We start from the raw sequence: 16,285 nt of genomic DNA, 5'->3' as shown, positions 1-16,285 counted from the left end.
CTCCCAGCGCTTAATAATACCGAGACAGTTGATATTAAATCTTCTCATGGTTTCACTGAGACTTAGACCTTCTTCCCGCATCGTTTCTACCACCAGTTGCTTGAATTCTGGTGTATATCGTTTATTTGGTACTCCTTTTGGCATAAAAATCACCCCACTTGTTATTCAGTATATCATACTGTCTAACAAATGGGGTGCAGTTCATTAGAAGAATTCCAGCTTTTATATTTACGCAATATTGTTTTTTCTGAAGTCTGTTTTATATGCTTATGCCAGAACTTCTTTCATGGAGTACAGACCAACAGGCTGTTCAGCTAGGAATTTTGCAGCTTTTACAGCACCAACGGCAAATACTTCTCTGCTGGAAGCATGGTGGCTGAGGGTGATGACTTCATCTCGTCCTGCAAAAATGACATCATGTTCCCCAACGATATTGCCGCCGCGGATAGCATGGATACCGATTTCTGTACGTTCCCGTTTTTCGCGTTTCTGGGAACGGTCGTATACATAGTGGAATTTTTCGTCCATAGCAGTATTGATGGCGTCAGCCAGTGCCATAGCAGTGCCGCTGGGTGCGTCGATTTTCTGGTTATGATGTTTTTCTACGACTTCAATGTCAAAGTTTGCATCGTAAAGAATCTGTGCTGCACGCTGTACCAGATCCAGCAGCAGGTTTACGCCGATGGACATGTTCGCAGATTTCAGAACAGCAACGCTTTTAGATGTTTCTTCCAGTTTTGCCTGTGTTTCATCAGAAAGAGCTGTTGTGCAGACAACAACGGGAATCTGTTTTTCCTTCGCGAAGTCCAGCAGAGCGGGTACAGCTGTTGCTGTGGAGAAGTCAATGATGACATCAGCGTCAACGGTGCATTCCGCAGGGGAAGCAAATACAGGGAAATCCAGTGCAGGAACAGTAGGGTCGATACCTGCAACAATCTGGCAATCAGGGTCGTTTTTCACCAGGTCTGCTACGACATGACCCATTTTGCCGCCGCAGCCGTGCATGATGATATTTACCATAAATCAAAAACCTCCTTAAAATAAGTTGAAGCAGCAGTATTCAAAAAGAAAGAGCCGGAACCTTTTAGGGGTGTTCCGGCTCTGATGCATTTCGGTACGGATGCCCTTACTGGATGCATATATTTTGCTGTTTCAACAGAAACAAATGTGTCTTATTTCAGCAAACCGTAGTTTTTCAGTGCAGTTCTCAGTGTTTCCAGGTTCTTTTCTTCCATGTCGCACAGAGGCAGACGGCAGGGACCTACTTCGTAACCCATCAGGTTCAGAGCTGCTTTTACGGGGATGGGGTTTACTTCGCAGAACAGAGCCTTGATCAGTTCAATGGCATCCAGCTGCAGTTTTGCAGCGCCTGCTACATCGCCAGCCATGAATTTTGCAACCATGTCATGGGTATTTTTAGGAGCAACGTTGGACAGTACGGAGATAACGCCTTTTGCGCCCAGTGCCAGCATAGGAACGATCTGGTCGTCATTGCCGCTGTAGATATCGAAGTCAGGACCACACAGTGCAGCGATTTCTGCAATCTGGGAGAAGTTGCCGCTAGCTTCTTTGATCGCTACGATATTTTTTACTTTGGACAGTTCGTAAACAGTCTTAGGTGCGATGTTGCAGCCGGTACGACCGGGTACGTTGTACAGGATAACGGGAATGGAAATGCTGTTTGCAACTGCTGTGTAGTGCAGGATCAGACCTTTCTGTGTTGCTTTGTTGTAGTAAGGTGTTACCAGCAGAACAGCGTCAGCGCCAGCTTTTTCACAACCCTGTGCCAGTGCGATGCAGTGTGCGGTATCGTTGCTGCCTGCGCCTGCGATAACAGGAACACGACCGTTTGCAACTTCTTTGGAGAAACGTACACATTCGATCTGAACTTCGTCAGACAGTGTGGATGCTTCGCCTGTTGTGCCGCAGATGATCAGTGCATCTGTTTCGTTTGCAATCTGGAATTCAATGAGTTCTTTCAGTTTATCAAAATTTACGCTGCCGTCAGCGTAGGTAGGGGTAACCAGTGCCACCCCAGCGCCTGTGAAAATAGACATAAGAATGACCTCCTTCGATGTTCAAGAATATGATTTGGAATTACTGCATGTTTTTGATGATTTCTTCTGCAATCTGAACAGCGTTTGTTGCAGCGCCTTTTCTGATGTTGTCAGCTACAACCCAGATGTTTACACCACTTTCTACGCTATCGTCACGACGTACACGACCGATGTATACTTCGTCATGACCTGCAACATCTACAGCCAGAGGATATTCGTTGGCTTCGGAATTGTTCTGCAGTACAACGCCGGGAGCGTTTTTCAGTGTTTCCAGCAGGTCATCCATTTCGAAAGGTTTTTCAAATTCGATGTTGATGGATTCGCTGTGGCAATCGAATACAGGTACACGAACGGTTGTTGCAGTTACGCGCATTTCGTCGTTATGCAGAATTTTTCTTGTTTCGTTTACCATTTTCATTTCTTCTTTTGTATAGCCGTTGTCCAGGAATACATCGATGTGAGGCAGGCAGTTGTTTGCGATGGGGTGAGGGAATTTCTTAGGAGCTTCCCCTTTCAGACCATTTTCCAGATCTTTCCATCCTGCCATACCTGCGCCGGATACAGCCTGATATGTGGAGTAAACCACACGTTTGATTTTGTATTTGTCATCCAGGGGTTTCAGAGCAACCATAGCCTGGATTGTGGAGCAGTTGGGGTTTGCGATGATGTTTTTGTGCCAAGCGATGTCCTCAGGGTTTACTTCAGGAACAACCAGAGGAACTTCGGGATCCATACGCCACTGAGAGCTGTTGTCGATAACGATACAGCCGTGTGCTGCTGCGATGGGAGCGAATTTTTCGCTGGTGCCGCCGCCTGCGGAGAACAGGGCAATGTCGATGGGTTTATCAAAAGAATGTTCTGTCAGTTCTTCTACTGTATATTCTTTGCCGTTGAAAGTCAGTTTGGAGCCAGCGGAACGGCTGGATGCCATTACATAGAAGTTTTCGATGGGCAGCTGTCTTTCTTCCAGAACCTTCAGGAATGTTCTGCCTACCATACCAGTTGCGCCTACAACAGCAAGATTGATTTTTTTCATAATGATTGATACCTTCCTTCCCAGAAATACGTTTGTGTGAGAGATGATTTTTGGTAACAAAAAAGCCGGCCAGCGCCGACTGCAAAAAACCATAGAAAATAAACAATAGCAATAAACTATGGTAATTATCCAGTAGCGCTCCATTGGGAAACCCAATGACAGTCATACGGCTCTTAACCGCACAACCAGAAAAAAACAGATAAGGCCGTCTTTTTCTTCGGCATTTTCCCCTTTCGACGAGCCTCCTGTATCCCTTATGATATTGGCTCGGTTACTCTTGAAAAACGCACCTCTACTTTGTATTTTTATGTACTTATGAAGTTAGTCTAACATCCAAATCGGATTCTGTCAAACCTTTCCTGCATAATTTTCAAAATTATTTCAAGAATAAAAATAAGTACAAGAAAAAAGCCCATTTTTCAAGGAAAACAGGAGGTTATAAAAATCATGAAAAAAGAACTGACACCAGAACAAAAAGCAGACCTGCGTATGAAATATGAAATTGCGGAGGAATTAGGGCTGTTGGATAAAATTACAGAAAACGGATGGAAGGGGCTCACATCCAGAGAAAGCGGACGTATCGGCGGCATCATGGGAAAACGGAAGCGTACACAGATGCAGGAGGGAAAAAACGAGAAAAAGGCAGATGAATAAAGGGAAATACTTGCTTTTCCATTTAGAAAACGGTATAATTTTAGATTATGGCAACAAGGAAAGCGAGTGGAAACAATGAACGCATATACAGACTTTGCCACAGTCTATGATTTGTTTATGGAAGAAGTGCCTTATGACCAGTGGCTTTCTTTTCTGGAGGAAATCTGGCAAAAGGAAGGCTTACAGCCGGAGGTCATTGCAGACCTTGGATGTGGGACAGGCAATCTGCTGGTGCCTTTGACAGAAAAAGGATACCGCACCATGGGTGTGGACCTGTCTTTTGACATGCTCTGTCAGGCAGAAAAAAAGCTGCGGGAAGCAGGACTTTCTTCTATATTATTGGAGCAGGATTTGACAGAGGTTTCTCTGCCGGAGGAGGCAGACTGTATCATCAGCGTTTGCGATAGCCTGAACTATCTGACAGAAGATGGAGAACTTTCAGCGGCTTTTGCCTGCGTGAAAGCATCTTTGCGGCAGGGCGGATTGTTTTTGTTTGATATGAATACAGAGTACAAATTCAGTGAAGTCCTTGCCCAGAATACTTATGCCGTTACAGAGGAACATGCAGCCTATATCTGGGAAAACGATTATGACCCGGAAGAAAAAATCAATGCCTATGCAGTGAACTTTTTTATAGAAGGAAATGACGGCAAATACGAAAGAACAGAAGAAGTGCATTATGAAAGAGCCTACAGTGTGGAAGAAATCAAAACTGCTCTGGCAGAAAACGGCTTCACGCTGGTAGGCATGTATGATGATTATACATGGGAAAGCCCCAAAGAAGATTGCCAGCGGATTGTGTTTGTGGCAAAAGGGGCAGAGTAAGAAACGGAGGAAATACAACATGCAGGATTATATTATTCGTGCAACGGCAGGGAACGGCAGTATCCGTGCTTTTGCGGCAACAACAAGAGAAACCGTACAGTATGCAAGAGAAGTGCACCATACTTCTCCCGTAGCTTCTGCGGCACTGGGCAGAATGCTCACAGCGGCAGCGATGATGGGCAGCATGCTCAAAGGCGATAAAGACTTGGTAACATTGCAGATTCGCAGCTTGGGTCCCCTGAAAGGCATTGTGGTTTCCGGTGACTCCCACGGTCATGTAAAAGGCTATGTATTCAACCCCAATGTGGATATCCCCAGCAAATATCCCGGCAAACTGGATGTAGGCGGAGCCATTGGGGAAGGTTATCTGAGCGTTATCCGTGATATCGGTCTGAAAGAACCCTATGCCGGTAGAATCCAGCTGGTCAGCGGCGAAATCGCAGAAGACCTGACATATTATTTTGCACAGTCTGACCAGACACCTTCTTCTGTAGGTCTGGGCGTATTGGTAGAAACAGATACATCTATTCGTCGTGCCGGCGGTTTTATCATTCAGCTGATGCCCGAAGCAACAGAAGAAATGATTTCTAAATTGGAACAGCGTCTGAACACCATTCCTTATGTGACAGACCTGTTGGATATGGGCAAAAGCCCCGAAGACATTCTGGAAATGATTCTGGGGGATATGGATCTGAAGGTTATGGATAAGATACCTGTAGAATTCTACTGCAACTGTTCCAAAGAACGTGTGGAAAAAGCACTCATCAGCATTGGTAAAGAAGAACTGGAAAAAATCATCCGTGAAGATAAAAAGGCAAATCTGCATTGCCATTTCTGCAACAAAGAATATAACTTCACAGAAGAAGAGCTGAAAGAACTGCTGGAAAGCGCGAAGTAAGAAAAAATGAGGAAGGGAGGTGAATCAGATGCATCGGGATTTTGCGGTGGCTGTGAAGGCTGTCATTGTCCGGGGGGACGAAGTGTTGGTGCTGCGTCGTTCCAAAGGAGAAATGGCAGGCAGTTATATGAACAAATATCAGAAATGGGATTTGCCCGGCGGAGGGCTGCATTTTTACGAAAAAGCCGAGGATGGACTTCTGCGGGAGATTCGGGAAGAAACATCCTTGTCTGTAGAGATTGGTAGACCCGTTTCCATGTTTGACATCATCCGGCATCAGATTCACCTCTGTATTTTTACATATGCGGCTGTTTGGACAGGTGGAGAGGTGCAGTTAAGCAAGGAACATGATGGTTTTTTGTGGCTGCATAAAGATGAGGTGGAAGAAAGTGAATTGCCTCATTGGATGAAACGTGACATTTTCCGTGCGCTGGAAGCCGTAGAGAATCACTAAATAGCACAAAAAGAGACTTCGTTTTCATGGAGCAATCCTTATGAAGGCGGAGTCATTTTTTTTGCAGAAAAATCTTCAAAAAAACTTTCTGTCAGATTAAAGCGTAAAAGAACGCATATTCGATCTGTATGACAATGGTAAAAGAAGAAAAGAATATCTAAATTGAGCGACAGGATTTTGTGTTATATGCACAATTGCATATAAAATTAATAGGGAAAATAACGGGGAATCATTTTGCCTGCAAATAGATAGGACGCAAAGTATCCCTCGCAAGACCTTTAAAATTCAGGGTTTTGATTTTTTATGAAAAATTTTCGATTTATATTTAACAATAATGTTGGCAAATCTTCATTTTTCTATAATCACAGAGGCGGAAGTGTATATTGACAATGCAGCAAAGAACCATTATTATTTAGATTAAGGTATGTTTGATATTTGATACATATCTGGAAGGGACTGGTAAAACTTATTCATATTAGACATTTTTTACCAGATATGACCTTCTCTTTTTTGTATTATTATGAAGAAGAGAAGGGGAAACTGCATTTGTTTATTCTTGGGATATTTTTTATGTAAGGAAACATAAATTGACATTTTTTTAACAAAAAGTGTTTTTTGTGTCAATACATTTAGAAACACCTGATAACATGCAGTAAACTTGCAGCGAGAGAGGTGATAAAAGTGGCTTATGAAATTCTGAAAAGTATTGTGGATGCAGAAGCGCAGGCTGTGGAGAAAAAACGCCAGGCGGCAGAACAAGCGGAACAACTGAAGGTAAAAACGCAGGCAGAAGTGGCGGCGCTGCTGGAAAAGACCCGTAAGGACGGACTGCTCATGGTGGACGAAACGGTCAAAAACGCTGTGGAAGACAGTGAAATGACTATTCAGGGTATTCGCAGAGAAGCTGAAGAAGCTTGTCAGGAAATCAGAAAGCAGGCTGCGGGAAAGAAAGAAGAAGCAATACAGGCGGTCATCGGAAAGGTTGTGGGTACTTATGGCAGTAACTGATATGCAAAAACTGACTGTCATTGGTCTGAACAGCAGTCGTACCCCATTTCTGCATGAACTGATGCGCCTGGGTGTTGTGGAAATCAATTCTCAGGAAGGCGTTGTCAATGACGAAGAATGGATGCCGGATATTTTCCGTACCAGTAACAGCGCGGACGTTTCCCGTCTGGAAGCGGACATTGCCCGTGTCAGTGTCGCATTGGACGCCATCAATCGGTATGATACCGGTAAGAAGCCATTGATCCACACCAGAAAAGAAATCAAGCGCAATGTTTTTGTTGACCACATGAATGCCACCAAAACGGCAACGGAAATGAATGTGGACCATGCGGTAGAATCCAATAAGAAGATTGCAGACGCAAGAACGGAAATCAACCGTCTGCGTACAGTCATTCAGGGGCTTCAGCCTTGGGAAACATTGGACGTACCTATGGAAATGACAGAAACAGATTATGCTTGTCTGGTACTTGGCACAGTCAATGTCAAAACCAATGGCGCACAGTTACAGACAGATGTGCTGGCAGCATTGCCTTCGGCAGTCGTAAATGAAATCGGAGCAGATAAACAGCAGAAATATTTCTCTTTTATTTGCTGGAAAGATGAAAAAGATCAGCTCTATGAAGCCTTAAGACCTTACGGTTTTGTTTCAGTGACCCTTGGAGAAACAAAAGGGACACCGGCAGAACTGATTCAGTCTTATGAAGGGCAGATCACAGCGCTGGAGCAGGAAATTAAGGAAGAAGAACAGAAACTGGAAGCTCTTGCTGCAGCAAAACAGGATATCGAATACCTGTATGACAGTTTGTGTATGCGGCGTGACCGGGCAAAAGTTGTCGGGGATATGCTTAGTACAGAAACCGTATTTTATTTTGACGGGTGGATGCCCAAGTGGAGCAGAGAAAAAGTGGAAAATCTGCTGAAAAAGTACGAATTCTACTATAATATTGAGGAACCGGACCCTGATGAGGAAGTTCCTATCCTGCTGCACAACAATGGTGTGGTAACAGCATTTGAAGGCGTTACCAGCATGTATAGCCTGCCGGCAAGACATGACATCGATCCGACAGCGATTCTTGCACCATTTTATTTTATTTTCTTTGGGCTGATGCTCAGTGACGCAGCATACGGTATCATCCTTTCCGTAGGCTGTGCCATCATTTTGAAAAAGTATAAATTGGAAGGTACCATGTACCGTATGTTCAAAATGTTCTTCTATTGTGGTATTTCCACATTTATCTGGGGCGCATTGTTCGGCGGATGGTTTGGCGACTTCTTTACGGTGGCCGCAAAAACCATCTTTGGCGTAGACTTTGCCATCAACCCCATCTGGTTCAACCCTCTGGAAGAACCCATGAAGCTGTTGATCTTCTCCCTGATTCTGGGCGGTATCCACATCTTCGTTGGTATGGGCGTACAGGCGTATATGTATATCCGTGACGGTCATCCGCTGGATGCGCTGTTCGATATCGGCTTATGGTATCTGCTGCTGATCGGTCTGGTACTGTTCGGCTTTGGCGGCAGTCTGATGCCTTCTCTGGTACCTGTAGGCAAATATATGGCAATCGTTGGTGCAGTTGGTATTCTGGTTACCGGCGGCAGAAAGAAAAAAGGTTTGGGGAAAATTACAGGCGGTCTGGGCAGCCTTTACGGCATCACCAGTTACCTGTCTGACGTACTTTCTTACTCCAGATTGCTGGCTTTGGGCTTGGCAACAGGGGTAGTTGCACAGGTTATCAATACGCTGGGCTCTTTGGCAGGCGGCGGCATCGTCGGTTCCATCGTGCTGATTGTGGTATTCCTGGCAGGTACAGTATTCAATATTGCGATCAACGCACTGGGTGCTTTCGTTCACTCCTGTAGATTGCAGTATGTAGAATTTTTCGGCAAGTTTTACACAGGCGGCGGCAGAGAATTCCGTCCCTTTGAAAGAAAGACAAAATATGTAAAGATTTTAGAGGAGGATGTTGAAGATGGTAGATAGTTTATTAAACGGTCAGGTATTGGCATTAGCTGGCGCTGCGATCGCTGCAACTCTTGGCGGCATCGGTAGTGCTCTTGGTGTTGGCGTAGCCGGTCAGGCTGCTGCAGGCGTTGTTTCTGAAGACCCTAACAAATTCGGTCAGGTACTGCTGCTGCAGGCGCTGCCCGGTACACAGGGTATTTATGGTCTGCTGATCGCCTTCATCGTTATGGTAAAAGTTGGTCTGTTGGGCGGCGACGGTATGCTGGATCTGACTGTTGCACAGGGTGCTTCCATTTTTGCGGCATCTCTGCCCATCGGTATTGTTGGTCTGTGTTCCGCTATCGCACAGGGGAAAGCAGCAGCAGCAGGCGTAATGTTGGTTGGTAAAAGACCTAGCGAGCTGGCAAAAGGTATGCTGTTTGCAGCCATGGTAGAAACATACGCAGTACTTGCGCTGTTGGTATCCTTCCTGATGCTCAACAGCCTGCAGCTGTAATTTGCGGATAAAGGAGGTATGACTCCTATGAACGACGGTAAAATCATCATTGATAGAATCATGGCAGAAGCGGACAAGGAAATCGAAGCCTTCATGCTGGAAGGCAAAAGAGAAGCCGATGCCATTATGAAAGCGGCGGAAGAAAAAGCACGCCGTGAAAAAGAATCCTACCGCAAAAAAGCGGAGGAAGAAGCAAGAAAAGCCCGGGCAAAAGAAATCTCCGGCGCAGAGATGGAAGCCAAGAAAGCAATCCTGCAGGAAAAACAGGATATTCTGGAAGAAATCATCGCCGAAGCAAAAAAACGTCTGGAAAACCTGCCTGACGCGGAATACGCAAAAGTCATCGGCGGCATGCTGGAACGTCTGGACGAAAGCCAGGGCAAAGAAATCATCGTTTCTGCAAAAGACAAAGCGCGTCTGGCAGATGTGGTAAAAGAAAAGGGCTATGTGCTCTCTGACGAAACCCGCGATATCGACAGCGGCTTTGTGGTAAAGAACGGTGACATTGAGTATAACTATTCCTTTGATGCAATCATCATGGTACAAAAAGAAGAAATGCAGATTACAGCAGCAAAAATCTTATTTTAAGGAGGGGTAGAAATGTCTAAAAATAAAATTTACCCTTTCGCCGTGGCCAGTGTGCGTTCCATGGAAAATAAGCTGCTGAGCCAGCAAAAGCTCATGCAGATGGCAGAAGCAAAAAGTGCCGAAGAAGCGCTGCGTCTGCTTTCTGATACGGCTTATGGCAAAACCCAGGTGCAGGATGTGCACCAGTTTGAGGAAATGATCGAAACCCATCTGGAAGAAACTTATACTTCTGTGGCAAAGCTCATTCCCGATGAAGCCCTCATTGATATTTTCCTTTATAAGAATGATTACCATAATATCAAGGTGCTCATCAAAGAGGAAATTTCCAAAGTCAGCGGCAAAAAGCTGCTGGTGCGGGGCGGCACCATTCCTGTGGAAGATATGAAAAAGAACTTCCGGGAACGGAATTACGCGGAAATGCCCACCATTGACGGTGACGCTGTGGAAGAAGCCATCAGCCTGTATGCAAAGACCAAAAACGGTCAGTATATCGACACCGTTCTGGATAAAGCATGCTTCGCTGCTATGGATGAGAGAGCTTCTGAGATGAAAAATCCCTTTGTACGCAAATATGTAACCATGTTGGCAGATTTGACCAACCTGAAAACCATTTTGCGCGTAAAACAGATGGGACGTCCTTTTGAAGCCTTTGAAGACGCTTTTGTGCCCGGCGGTGAAATCCGTACGGACGTGTTCCAGCGGGCATACCGTGAAGAAAGTATGCTGCCGGTGCTGAAGGAAACTTCCTATGGTGCCCTTTGTGAGCAGTATATGGACAAAGGCTTTACGGTTTTTGAAAAAGCATGTGACGACTTCCTGATGGAATACATCAAGGAAGCAAAATACAAAACACTGACGCCTGAGCCTGTTGTGGCTTATATCCTGGCGAAAGAAACAGAAGCGAAATGCGTTAGAATCATTCTGACCTGTAAGCTTCATAACATTGATACAGAAATTATCAAAGAGAGGGTGAGAGAAGTTTATGTCTAAAGTTGGTATCATTGGCGATAAAGACAGCATCATGGGCTTCCTCGCTCTGGGGATTGATATTTTCCCCGCTTACACGCCTGAAGAAATCAAGAAAACCATCCATAATCTGGCTGAAAAGGAATATGCTATCATTTATATTACCGAACAGGCCAGTCTTCAGGCAGGAGAAAGTCTTGCAAAATATAAGGACTTTGAATTGCCAGCCATCATTGTCATCCCCGGTATCGGCGGCAGCATGGGTCTTGGCATGAACGAAGTCAGAGAATCAGCAAAACGTGCTATCGGCGCGGATATATTGTTTAGTGAATAAAGATTGTAGGTGAATGAAAATATGAAAGCAGGCACGATCGTGAAGGTGTCAGGCCCATTGGTCATCGCAGAAAACATGCGTGAAGCCAATATGTTTGACGTGGTGCGTGTATCCGATAAACACCTGATTGGTGAAATCATCGAAATGCACGGGGACAGAGCGTCCATTCAGGTTTATGAAGAAACCTCCGGTCTGGGCCCCGGTGAAGAAGTGGTTTCCACTGGTATGCCCATGAGCGTTGAACTGGGTCCTGGTCTGATTTCCACCATTTATGATGGGATTCAGCGTCCTCTGGAAAAGCTGTATGAAGTCAGCGGCACAAACATTCATAAGGGCGTAGAAGCACCTTCTCTGGACAGAGAAAAGAAATGGAAATTTGAACCCACACGCCAGATCGGCGATGTTGTAGAAGCAGGCGACATCATCGGTAAAGTACAGGAAACAGCGGTAGTAGAATGCCGTATCATGGTTCCTTATGGCGTAAAAGGTACCATCAAAGAAATCTATATCGGTGAATTCACCGTAGAAGAAACCGTTTGTATCATCACAGACGAAAAGGGCAAAGACATCGAAGTAACTATGATGCAGAAATGGCCCGTTCGTAAGGAACGTCCTTACAAAGTAAAAGAAACACCCGACTCTTTGCTGGTAACAGGGCAGCGTGTTATCGACACATTCTTCCCCATTACAAAAGGCGGTGTTGCAGCTATCCCCGGTCCTTTCGGCAGCGGTAAAACTGTTACACAGCATCAGCTGGCAAAATGGGCTGACGCCGATATCGTTGTTTACATCGGCTGCGGCGAACGTGGGAACGAAATGACAGACGTACTGAATGAATTCCCCGAACTGAAAGACCCTCGTACCGGCGAATCTCTGATGCAGAGAACCGTACTGATTGCAAACACTTCCGACATGCCCGTTGCGGCTCGTGAAGCGTCCATTTATACAGGTATCACCATTGCAGAATTCTTCCGTGACATGGGCTACAGCGTTGCGCTGATGGCTGACTCCACATCCCGTTGGGCAGAAGCCCTTCGTGAAATGTCCGGTCGTCTGGAAGAAATGCCCGGTGAAGAAGGTTACCCTGCTTATCTGGGTTCCCGTCTGGCACAGTTCTATGAAAGAGCAGGCCGCGTTGTCTGCCTTGGTTCTGACGGCAGAATGGGTACACTGACAGCCATCGGTGCCGTATCTCCTCCCGGTGGTGACACATCCGAACCCGTATCTCAGGCAACACTGCGTATTGTCAAAGTATTCTGGGGTCTGGATTCCTCTCTGGCGTATAAACGTCATTTCCCTGCCATCAACTGGCTGACCAGCTACTCCCTGTATCAGGATAAAGTAGATGAATGGGCAGACAAAAACGTTGATGTGCATTTCTCCGAACAGCGTACATTGGCAATGCGCCTGCTGCAGACCGAAGCAGAATTGCAGGAAATCGTACAGCTGGTCGGCGTGGATTCCCTGTCTCACAGTGACAGACTGATTCTGGAAACTTCTCGTTCCATTCGTGAAGACTTCCTGCATCAGAACTCTTTCCACGAAATAGATACCTATACTTCTCTGCATAAACAGTATCGTATGCTGAAACTGATTCTGACATTCTATGCAGAAGCAGGCGAAGCCATCAAACAGGGCGTGCCTATCCAGAAGATTACAAAACTGGATGTGGTAGAAAGAATCGGCCGTGCGAAATATGTAGAAGAAGCAAACGTAGATAAGAGCTACGATGAAATCGAAGCTGATATCAAAAATGAAGTAAAAGATCTGATCGCAAAGGGGGCTGATGAATTATGATAAAGGAATATCGTTCCATTCAGGAAGTCGCAGGCCCTCTGATGGTTGTTTCTGGCGTAGAAGGCGTAAAATACGATGAACTGGGCGAAATTGAATTGTCCAATGGTGAAGTCAGAAGATGTAAAGTACTGGAAGTAAACGGCGATACCGCTCTGGTACAGCTGTTCGAAAGCGCAACAGGTATCAACCTGTCTGACAGTAAAGTACGTTTCCTGGGCAAAAGCTTGGACTTCGGCGTATCTCCTGACATTCTGGGTCGTGTCTTCAGTGGTATGGGTAAACCCATCGATAATGGTCCCGACATCATCCCTGAAAAACGTCTGGACATCAACGGCGCACCTTTGAACCCCGCAGCAAGAGAATATCCTGCGGAATTCATTCAGACAGGTGTTTCCGCTATCGATGGTCTGAACACACTGGTTCGTGGTCAGAAACTGCCTATCTTCTCTGGTTCCGGTCTGCCTCATGCAAATCTGGCAGTACAGATCGCAAGACAGGCGAAGGTTCGCGGTACTGACTCCAAATTCGCCGTAGTATTCGCGGCCATCGGTATCACATTCGAAGATGCTGAATTCTTCATCAATGACTTTAAACAGACAGGCGCCATCGACCGTTCTGTCGTATTCGTAAACCTGGCAAATGACCCTGCCGTAGAACGTGTATGTACTCCTCGTATGGCACTGACTGCCGCGGAATATCTGGCATTTGAACAGGGCATGCACGTACTGGTTATCCTGACAGATATCACAAACTACGCAGAAGCCCTGCGTGAAGTATCTGCGGCGAAGAAGGAAGTTCCCGGTCGTCGTGGTTACCCTGGTTATCTGTATACTGACTTGGCTACCATGTATGAACGTGCAGGTCGTATCAAAGGCAAACCCGGCTCCATCACCATGATCCCTATTCTGACCATGCCTGAAGATGATAAGACCCATCCTATCCCTGACTTGACAGGGTATATCACAGAAGGTCAGATCATCCTGAGCCGTGACCTGTATAAAAAAGGCATCCAGCCTCCTATCGACGTTCTGCCTTCTCTGTCCCGTCTGAAAGATAAAGGTATCGGGAAAGACAAGACTCGTGAAGACCATGCCGATACCATGAACCAGCTCTTTGCGGCATATTCCCGCGGGAAAGACGCAAAAGAACTGATGGCAATTCTGGGTGAAAGCGCATTGTCCGAAATCGACCTGATGTATGCGAAATTCGCCGATGAATTTGAAAAACAGTATGTTTCTCAGGGCTTCCGTACAGACAGAACCATTGAACAGACACTGGATACTGGCTGGAAACTGCTGCGTATGCTGCCTAAGAGCGAATTGAAACGTATTCGTGACGAATATCTGGAAAAATATCTGGCGGACGAGGAGTGATGCATTGTGGCTAAATTGAATGTCAATCCTACCCGAATGGAAATGACAAGGCTCAAACGTCAACTCAAAACCGCGACCAGAGGTCATAAGCTGCTGAAAGATAAACTGGACGAACTGATGAAACAGTTTCTGGAAATCGTGCGGGAAAACAAACGCCTCCGTGAACAGGCGGAAGCAGCTTTGGAAAGCGCATACCAGAACTTCATCATCGCCAGAGCCGTTATGAGCGAAAGCACATTGGCGGAAGCACTGATGATTCCCCAGCAGTCCGTAGCGGTCAAAGTAAAGAACCGCAACATCATGAGCGTAAACGTACCTGTGTTTGACTTCCAGAAAGAGGAAGGCAGCGGGGATATTTATCCTTATGGTACAGCATTTACCTCCGGGGAACTGGACAGCGCCATGAATTCTTTCTCCGATGCCATGGAGCCTCTGCTGCGTCTTGCAGAAAGCGAAAAGACAGCACAGCTTTTGGCACAGGAAATTGAACGTACCCGCCGTCGTGTAAACGCACTGGAAAACGTAATGATTCCCAATTATCAGGAAACCATTAAGTTTATTGCCATGAAGCTGGAGGAAAACGAAAGAGCCAGCACCACACGACTGATGAAGGTCAAAGATATGGTTTTGAAGAAAACCATCGAGGAAAAGAGAAAACAGGACGAAGCGGCACACGCCTGAGCCTGATTTTCATTAGATCTGTGGATAAATGGGTAAAACCTTTTCGGTTTTACCCATTTTTTGCAGTATAAGGAGGAAAATTATGAAACTGATACTGGATTTGGATACAGGTATTGATGACGCTATGGCGCTTGCCTATGCCGTAGGCAGTCCGGATTTGGAACTGATTGGTGTAACAGGTACTTATGGCAATGTGTATACAAAAGTGGGTGTACAGAACGTGCTGAATCTGCTGGAAATGATGGGCAAACCGGAAATTCCCGTTTTTCTGGGAGAGAAAAAAGCACTGACGCAGGATGTTTTTGTCCGTCATGAAGTCAGCGCCAGAATCCATGGGGAAAATGGTGTGGGACAGGTGGAACTGCCTGTGGCAGCGGAACATGCTTCCCAGATGGATGCAGTGGATTTTATCATTGAGTCTGTGAAAAAGTATGGAAAAGAACTGGTTATCGTGGCAACAGGTCCTCAGACCAATCTGGCAGCGGCATTGAATAAAGCCCCGGAAATCAAAGAAATCATGGGGAAAATCGTCATTATGGGCGGTGCGCTGACCGTTCCCGGTAATGTAAGCCCTTATGCGGAAGCCAATATTTCCAAAGATCCTCTGGCTGCAAAAATCCTTTTTGAAAGTGGTCTGGATGTGACCATGGTTGGTCTGGACGTGACACAGCGTTCTCAGCTGACATTGGAGGATTTGCAGGCTTGGAAAAACTGCGGTACATTGGCAGGGGAAAAATATGCGGATATGGTGGCATACTATATCAGTCAGCATGAACACAGCGGCGGTACTGCATGTTATCTCCATGATCCTTCCGCTGCTGTCTGCGCTGTACATCCCGAATGGTTTACCATGCTTCCCATGCATATGACCGTTGTCACAGAAGGCGAAGCGGCAGGACGTACCATTGGTGATCCCATGAAACTGCGGGAAGCAAACCCCAATGTGAAGGTTTGTATTGGTGTGGACTCTCCAAAATTGGAGGCACATTTGAAAGAAATCCTCATGCGTGCTTTTCTGGGCAACTGAAGGGAATGCTTTTGCAAGAAAAGAGATGTTAGCTTAAAAAATATATAGCCGGAATCCTTGAATAATAAAAAGGATTCCAGCTATCATTTTTGAATAGCAGTGCTATCCTAAAGAAATTTATGTAAGGA

Annotated in this window: 17 protein-coding genes and 1 riboswitch; of the genes, 14 read left to right on the top strand and 3 right to left on the bottom strand. The window is 45.8% G+C overall.

What is annotated here, in order from left to right; translation table 11 throughout:
- Window positions 1–267: 267 nt before the first annotated feature.
- The 3 genes from dapB to BUB35_RS10820 form a co-directional block, all read right to left on the bottom strand.
- A complete protein-coding gene (gene dapB, locus BUB35_RS10830) occupies window positions 268–1,020 on the bottom strand; it encodes a 4-hydroxy-tetrahydrodipicolinate reductase (RefSeq protein ID WP_072851656.1) in 753 nt (250 codons plus the stop codon).
- 152 nt (window positions 1,021–1,172) lie between these two features.
- Window positions 1,173–2,057 (bottom strand): 4-hydroxy-tetrahydrodipicolinate synthase, encoded by an 885-nt coding sequence (dapA, locus tag BUB35_RS10825; RefSeq protein ID WP_022364212.1) that lies wholly within the window; start codon window positions 2,055–2,057, stop codon window positions 1,173–1,175.
- Window positions 2,058–2,097: 40 nt separating this feature from the next.
- Window positions 2,098–3,093, bottom strand: a complete 996-nt coding sequence (locus BUB35_RS10820) for an aspartate-semialdehyde dehydrogenase (RefSeq protein WP_072851654.1) — start codon at window positions 3,091–3,093, stop codon at window positions 2,098–2,100.
- 125 nt (window positions 3,094–3,218) lie between these two features.
- Window positions 3,219–3,396: riboswitch (Lysine riboswitch) on the bottom strand.
- Between the two features lie 144 nt (window positions 3,397–3,540).
- Between BUB35_RS10820 and BUB35_RS10815 the strand changes: the two genes are divergently transcribed.
- From BUB35_RS10815 to BUB35_RS10750, 14 genes are all read left to right on the top strand, one after another.
- Window positions 3,541–3,747, top strand: a complete 207-nt coding sequence (locus BUB35_RS10815) for a small, acid-soluble spore protein, alpha/beta type (protein WP_072851652.1) — start codon at window positions 3,541–3,543, stop codon at window positions 3,745–3,747.
- A 75-nt stretch (window positions 3,748–3,822) separates the two neighbouring features.
- Window positions 3,823–4,572: a class I SAM-dependent DNA methyltransferase gene (locus BUB35_RS10810; protein WP_072851650.1), complete on the top strand. Its 750-nt coding sequence runs from the start codon at window positions 3,823–3,825 to the stop codon at window positions 4,570–4,572.
- 19 nt (window positions 4,573–4,591) lie between these two features.
- A complete protein-coding gene (gene hslO, locus BUB35_RS10805; protein ID WP_072851647.1) occupies window positions 4,592–5,470 on the top strand; it encodes an Hsp33 family molecular chaperone HslO in 879 nt (292 codons plus the stop codon).
- 28 nt (window positions 5,471–5,498) lie between these two features.
- A complete protein-coding gene (locus tag BUB35_RS10800) occupies window positions 5,499–5,924 on the top strand; it encodes an NUDIX domain-containing protein (RefSeq protein ID WP_022364209.1) in 426 nt (141 codons plus the stop codon).
- 681 nt (window positions 5,925–6,605) lie between these two features.
- Complete coding sequence (locus BUB35_RS10795) at window positions 6,606–6,932, top strand: hypothetical protein (protein ID WP_072851644.1); 327 nt, start codon at window positions 6,606–6,608, stop codon at window positions 6,930–6,932.
- On the top strand, window positions 6,919–8,913 hold the full coding sequence (locus BUB35_RS10790) for a V-type ATP synthase subunit I (RefSeq protein ID WP_072851640.1): 1,995 nt from the start codon (window positions 6,919–6,921) through the stop codon (window positions 8,911–8,913). Before BUB35_RS10795 ends, BUB35_RS10790 begins: the two co-directional genes overlap by 14 nt.
- The gene (locus BUB35_RS10785; protein ID WP_022254673.1) at window positions 8,903–9,391 is read left to right on the top strand and encodes a V-type ATP synthase subunit K; all 489 of its coding nucleotides are present in this window, start codon (window positions 8,903–8,905) and stop codon (window positions 9,389–9,391) included. Before BUB35_RS10790 ends, BUB35_RS10785 begins: the two co-directional genes overlap by 11 nt.
- A gap of 27 nt (window positions 9,392–9,418) precedes the next feature.
- Window positions 9,419–9,979 (top strand): V-type ATP synthase subunit E, encoded by a 561-nt coding sequence (locus tag BUB35_RS10780; protein ID WP_072851637.1) that lies wholly within the window; start codon window positions 9,419–9,421, stop codon window positions 9,977–9,979.
- A gap of 12 nt (window positions 9,980–9,991) precedes the next feature.
- Window positions 9,992–10,969: a V-type ATP synthase subunit C gene (locus BUB35_RS10775; RefSeq protein ID WP_072851634.1), complete on the top strand. Its 978-nt coding sequence runs from the start codon at window positions 9,992–9,994 to the stop codon at window positions 10,967–10,969.
- Complete coding sequence (locus BUB35_RS10770; RefSeq protein WP_072851631.1) at window positions 10,962–11,279, top strand: V-type ATP synthase subunit F; 318 nt, start codon at window positions 10,962–10,964, stop codon at window positions 11,277–11,279. The genes BUB35_RS10775 and BUB35_RS10770 overlap by 8 nt, the downstream gene beginning before the upstream one ends.
- Before the next feature lie 21 nt (window positions 11,280–11,300).
- The gene (locus BUB35_RS10765) at window positions 11,301–13,076 is read left to right on the top strand and encodes a V-type ATP synthase subunit A (protein WP_072851628.1); all 1,776 of its coding nucleotides are present in this window, start codon (window positions 11,301–11,303) and stop codon (window positions 13,074–13,076) included.
- The gene (locus BUB35_RS10760) at window positions 13,073–14,449 is read left to right on the top strand and encodes a V-type ATP synthase subunit B (protein WP_072851625.1); all 1,377 of its coding nucleotides are present in this window, start codon (window positions 13,073–13,075) and stop codon (window positions 14,447–14,449) included. The genes BUB35_RS10765 and BUB35_RS10760 overlap by 4 nt, the downstream gene beginning before the upstream one ends.
- A 6-nt stretch (window positions 14,450–14,455) precedes the next feature.
- Complete coding sequence (locus BUB35_RS10755) at window positions 14,456–15,130, top strand: V-type ATP synthase subunit D (protein ID WP_022254679.1); 675 nt, start codon at window positions 14,456–14,458, stop codon at window positions 15,128–15,130.
- A gap of 82 nt (window positions 15,131–15,212) precedes the next feature.
- Window positions 15,213–16,157: a nucleoside hydrolase gene (locus BUB35_RS10750; protein ID WP_200777597.1), complete on the top strand. Its 945-nt coding sequence runs from the start codon at window positions 15,213–15,215 to the stop codon at window positions 16,155–16,157.
- Window positions 16,158–16,285: the final 128 nt, after the last annotated feature.

The organism is Anaerotignum lactatifermentans DSM 14214 (genome assembly GCF_900142265.1).
Lineage (GTDB): Bacteria > Bacillota > Clostridia > Lachnospirales > Anaerotignaceae > Anaerotignum > Anaerotignum lactatifermentans.
The sequence above is the reverse complement of the archived record's forward strand: the minus strand, read 5'-3'. Positions and strand labels throughout refer to the sequence as shown.

What these genes read in the sequence shown, in the direction of transcription:
- dapB (WP_072851656.1), bottom strand. Translation starts at nt 1,020, where the DNA reads ATGGTAAATATCATCATGCACGGCTGCGGCGGCAAAATGGGTCATGTC.
- dapA (WP_022364212.1), bottom strand. Translation starts at nt 2,057, where the DNA reads ATGTCTATTTTCACAGGCGCTGGGGTGGCACTGGTTACCCCTACCTAC.
- BUB35_RS10820 (WP_072851654.1), bottom strand. Translation starts at nt 3,093, where the DNA reads ATGAAAAAAATCAATCTTGCTGTTGTAGGCGCAACTGGTATGGTAGGC.
- BUB35_RS10815 (WP_072851652.1), top strand. Translation starts at nt 3,541, where the DNA reads ATGAAAAAAGAACTGACACCAGAACAAAAAGCAGACCTGCGTATGAAA.
- BUB35_RS10810 (WP_072851650.1), top strand. Translation starts at nt 3,823, where the DNA reads ATGAACGCATATACAGACTTTGCCACAGTCTATGATTTGTTTATGGAA.
- hslO (WP_072851647.1), top strand. Translation starts at nt 4,592, where the DNA reads ATGCAGGATTATATTATTCGTGCAACGGCAGGGAACGGCAGTATCCGT.
- BUB35_RS10800 (WP_022364209.1), top strand. Translation starts at nt 5,499, where the DNA reads ATGCATCGGGATTTTGCGGTGGCTGTGAAGGCTGTCATTGTCCGGGGG.
- BUB35_RS10790 (WP_072851640.1), top strand. Translation starts at nt 6,919, where the DNA reads ATGGCAGTAACTGATATGCAAAAACTGACTGTCATTGGTCTGAACAGC.
- BUB35_RS10785 (WP_022254673.1), top strand. Translation starts at nt 8,903, where the DNA reads ATGGTAGATAGTTTATTAAACGGTCAGGTATTGGCATTAGCTGGCGCT.
- BUB35_RS10780 (WP_072851637.1), top strand. Translation starts at nt 9,419, where the DNA reads ATGAACGACGGTAAAATCATCATTGATAGAATCATGGCAGAAGCGGAC.
- BUB35_RS10775 (WP_072851634.1), top strand. Translation starts at nt 9,992, where the DNA reads ATGTCTAAAAATAAAATTTACCCTTTCGCCGTGGCCAGTGTGCGTTCC.
- BUB35_RS10770 (WP_072851631.1), top strand. Translation starts at nt 10,962, where the DNA reads ATGTCTAAAGTTGGTATCATTGGCGATAAAGACAGCATCATGGGCTTC.
- BUB35_RS10765 (WP_072851628.1), top strand. Translation starts at nt 11,301, where the DNA reads ATGAAAGCAGGCACGATCGTGAAGGTGTCAGGCCCATTGGTCATCGCA.
- BUB35_RS10760 (WP_072851625.1), top strand. Translation starts at nt 13,073, where the DNA reads ATGATAAAGGAATATCGTTCCATTCAGGAAGTCGCAGGCCCTCTGATG.
- BUB35_RS10750 (WP_200777597.1), top strand. Translation starts at nt 15,213, where the DNA reads ATGAAACTGATACTGGATTTGGATACAGGTATTGATGACGCTATGGCG.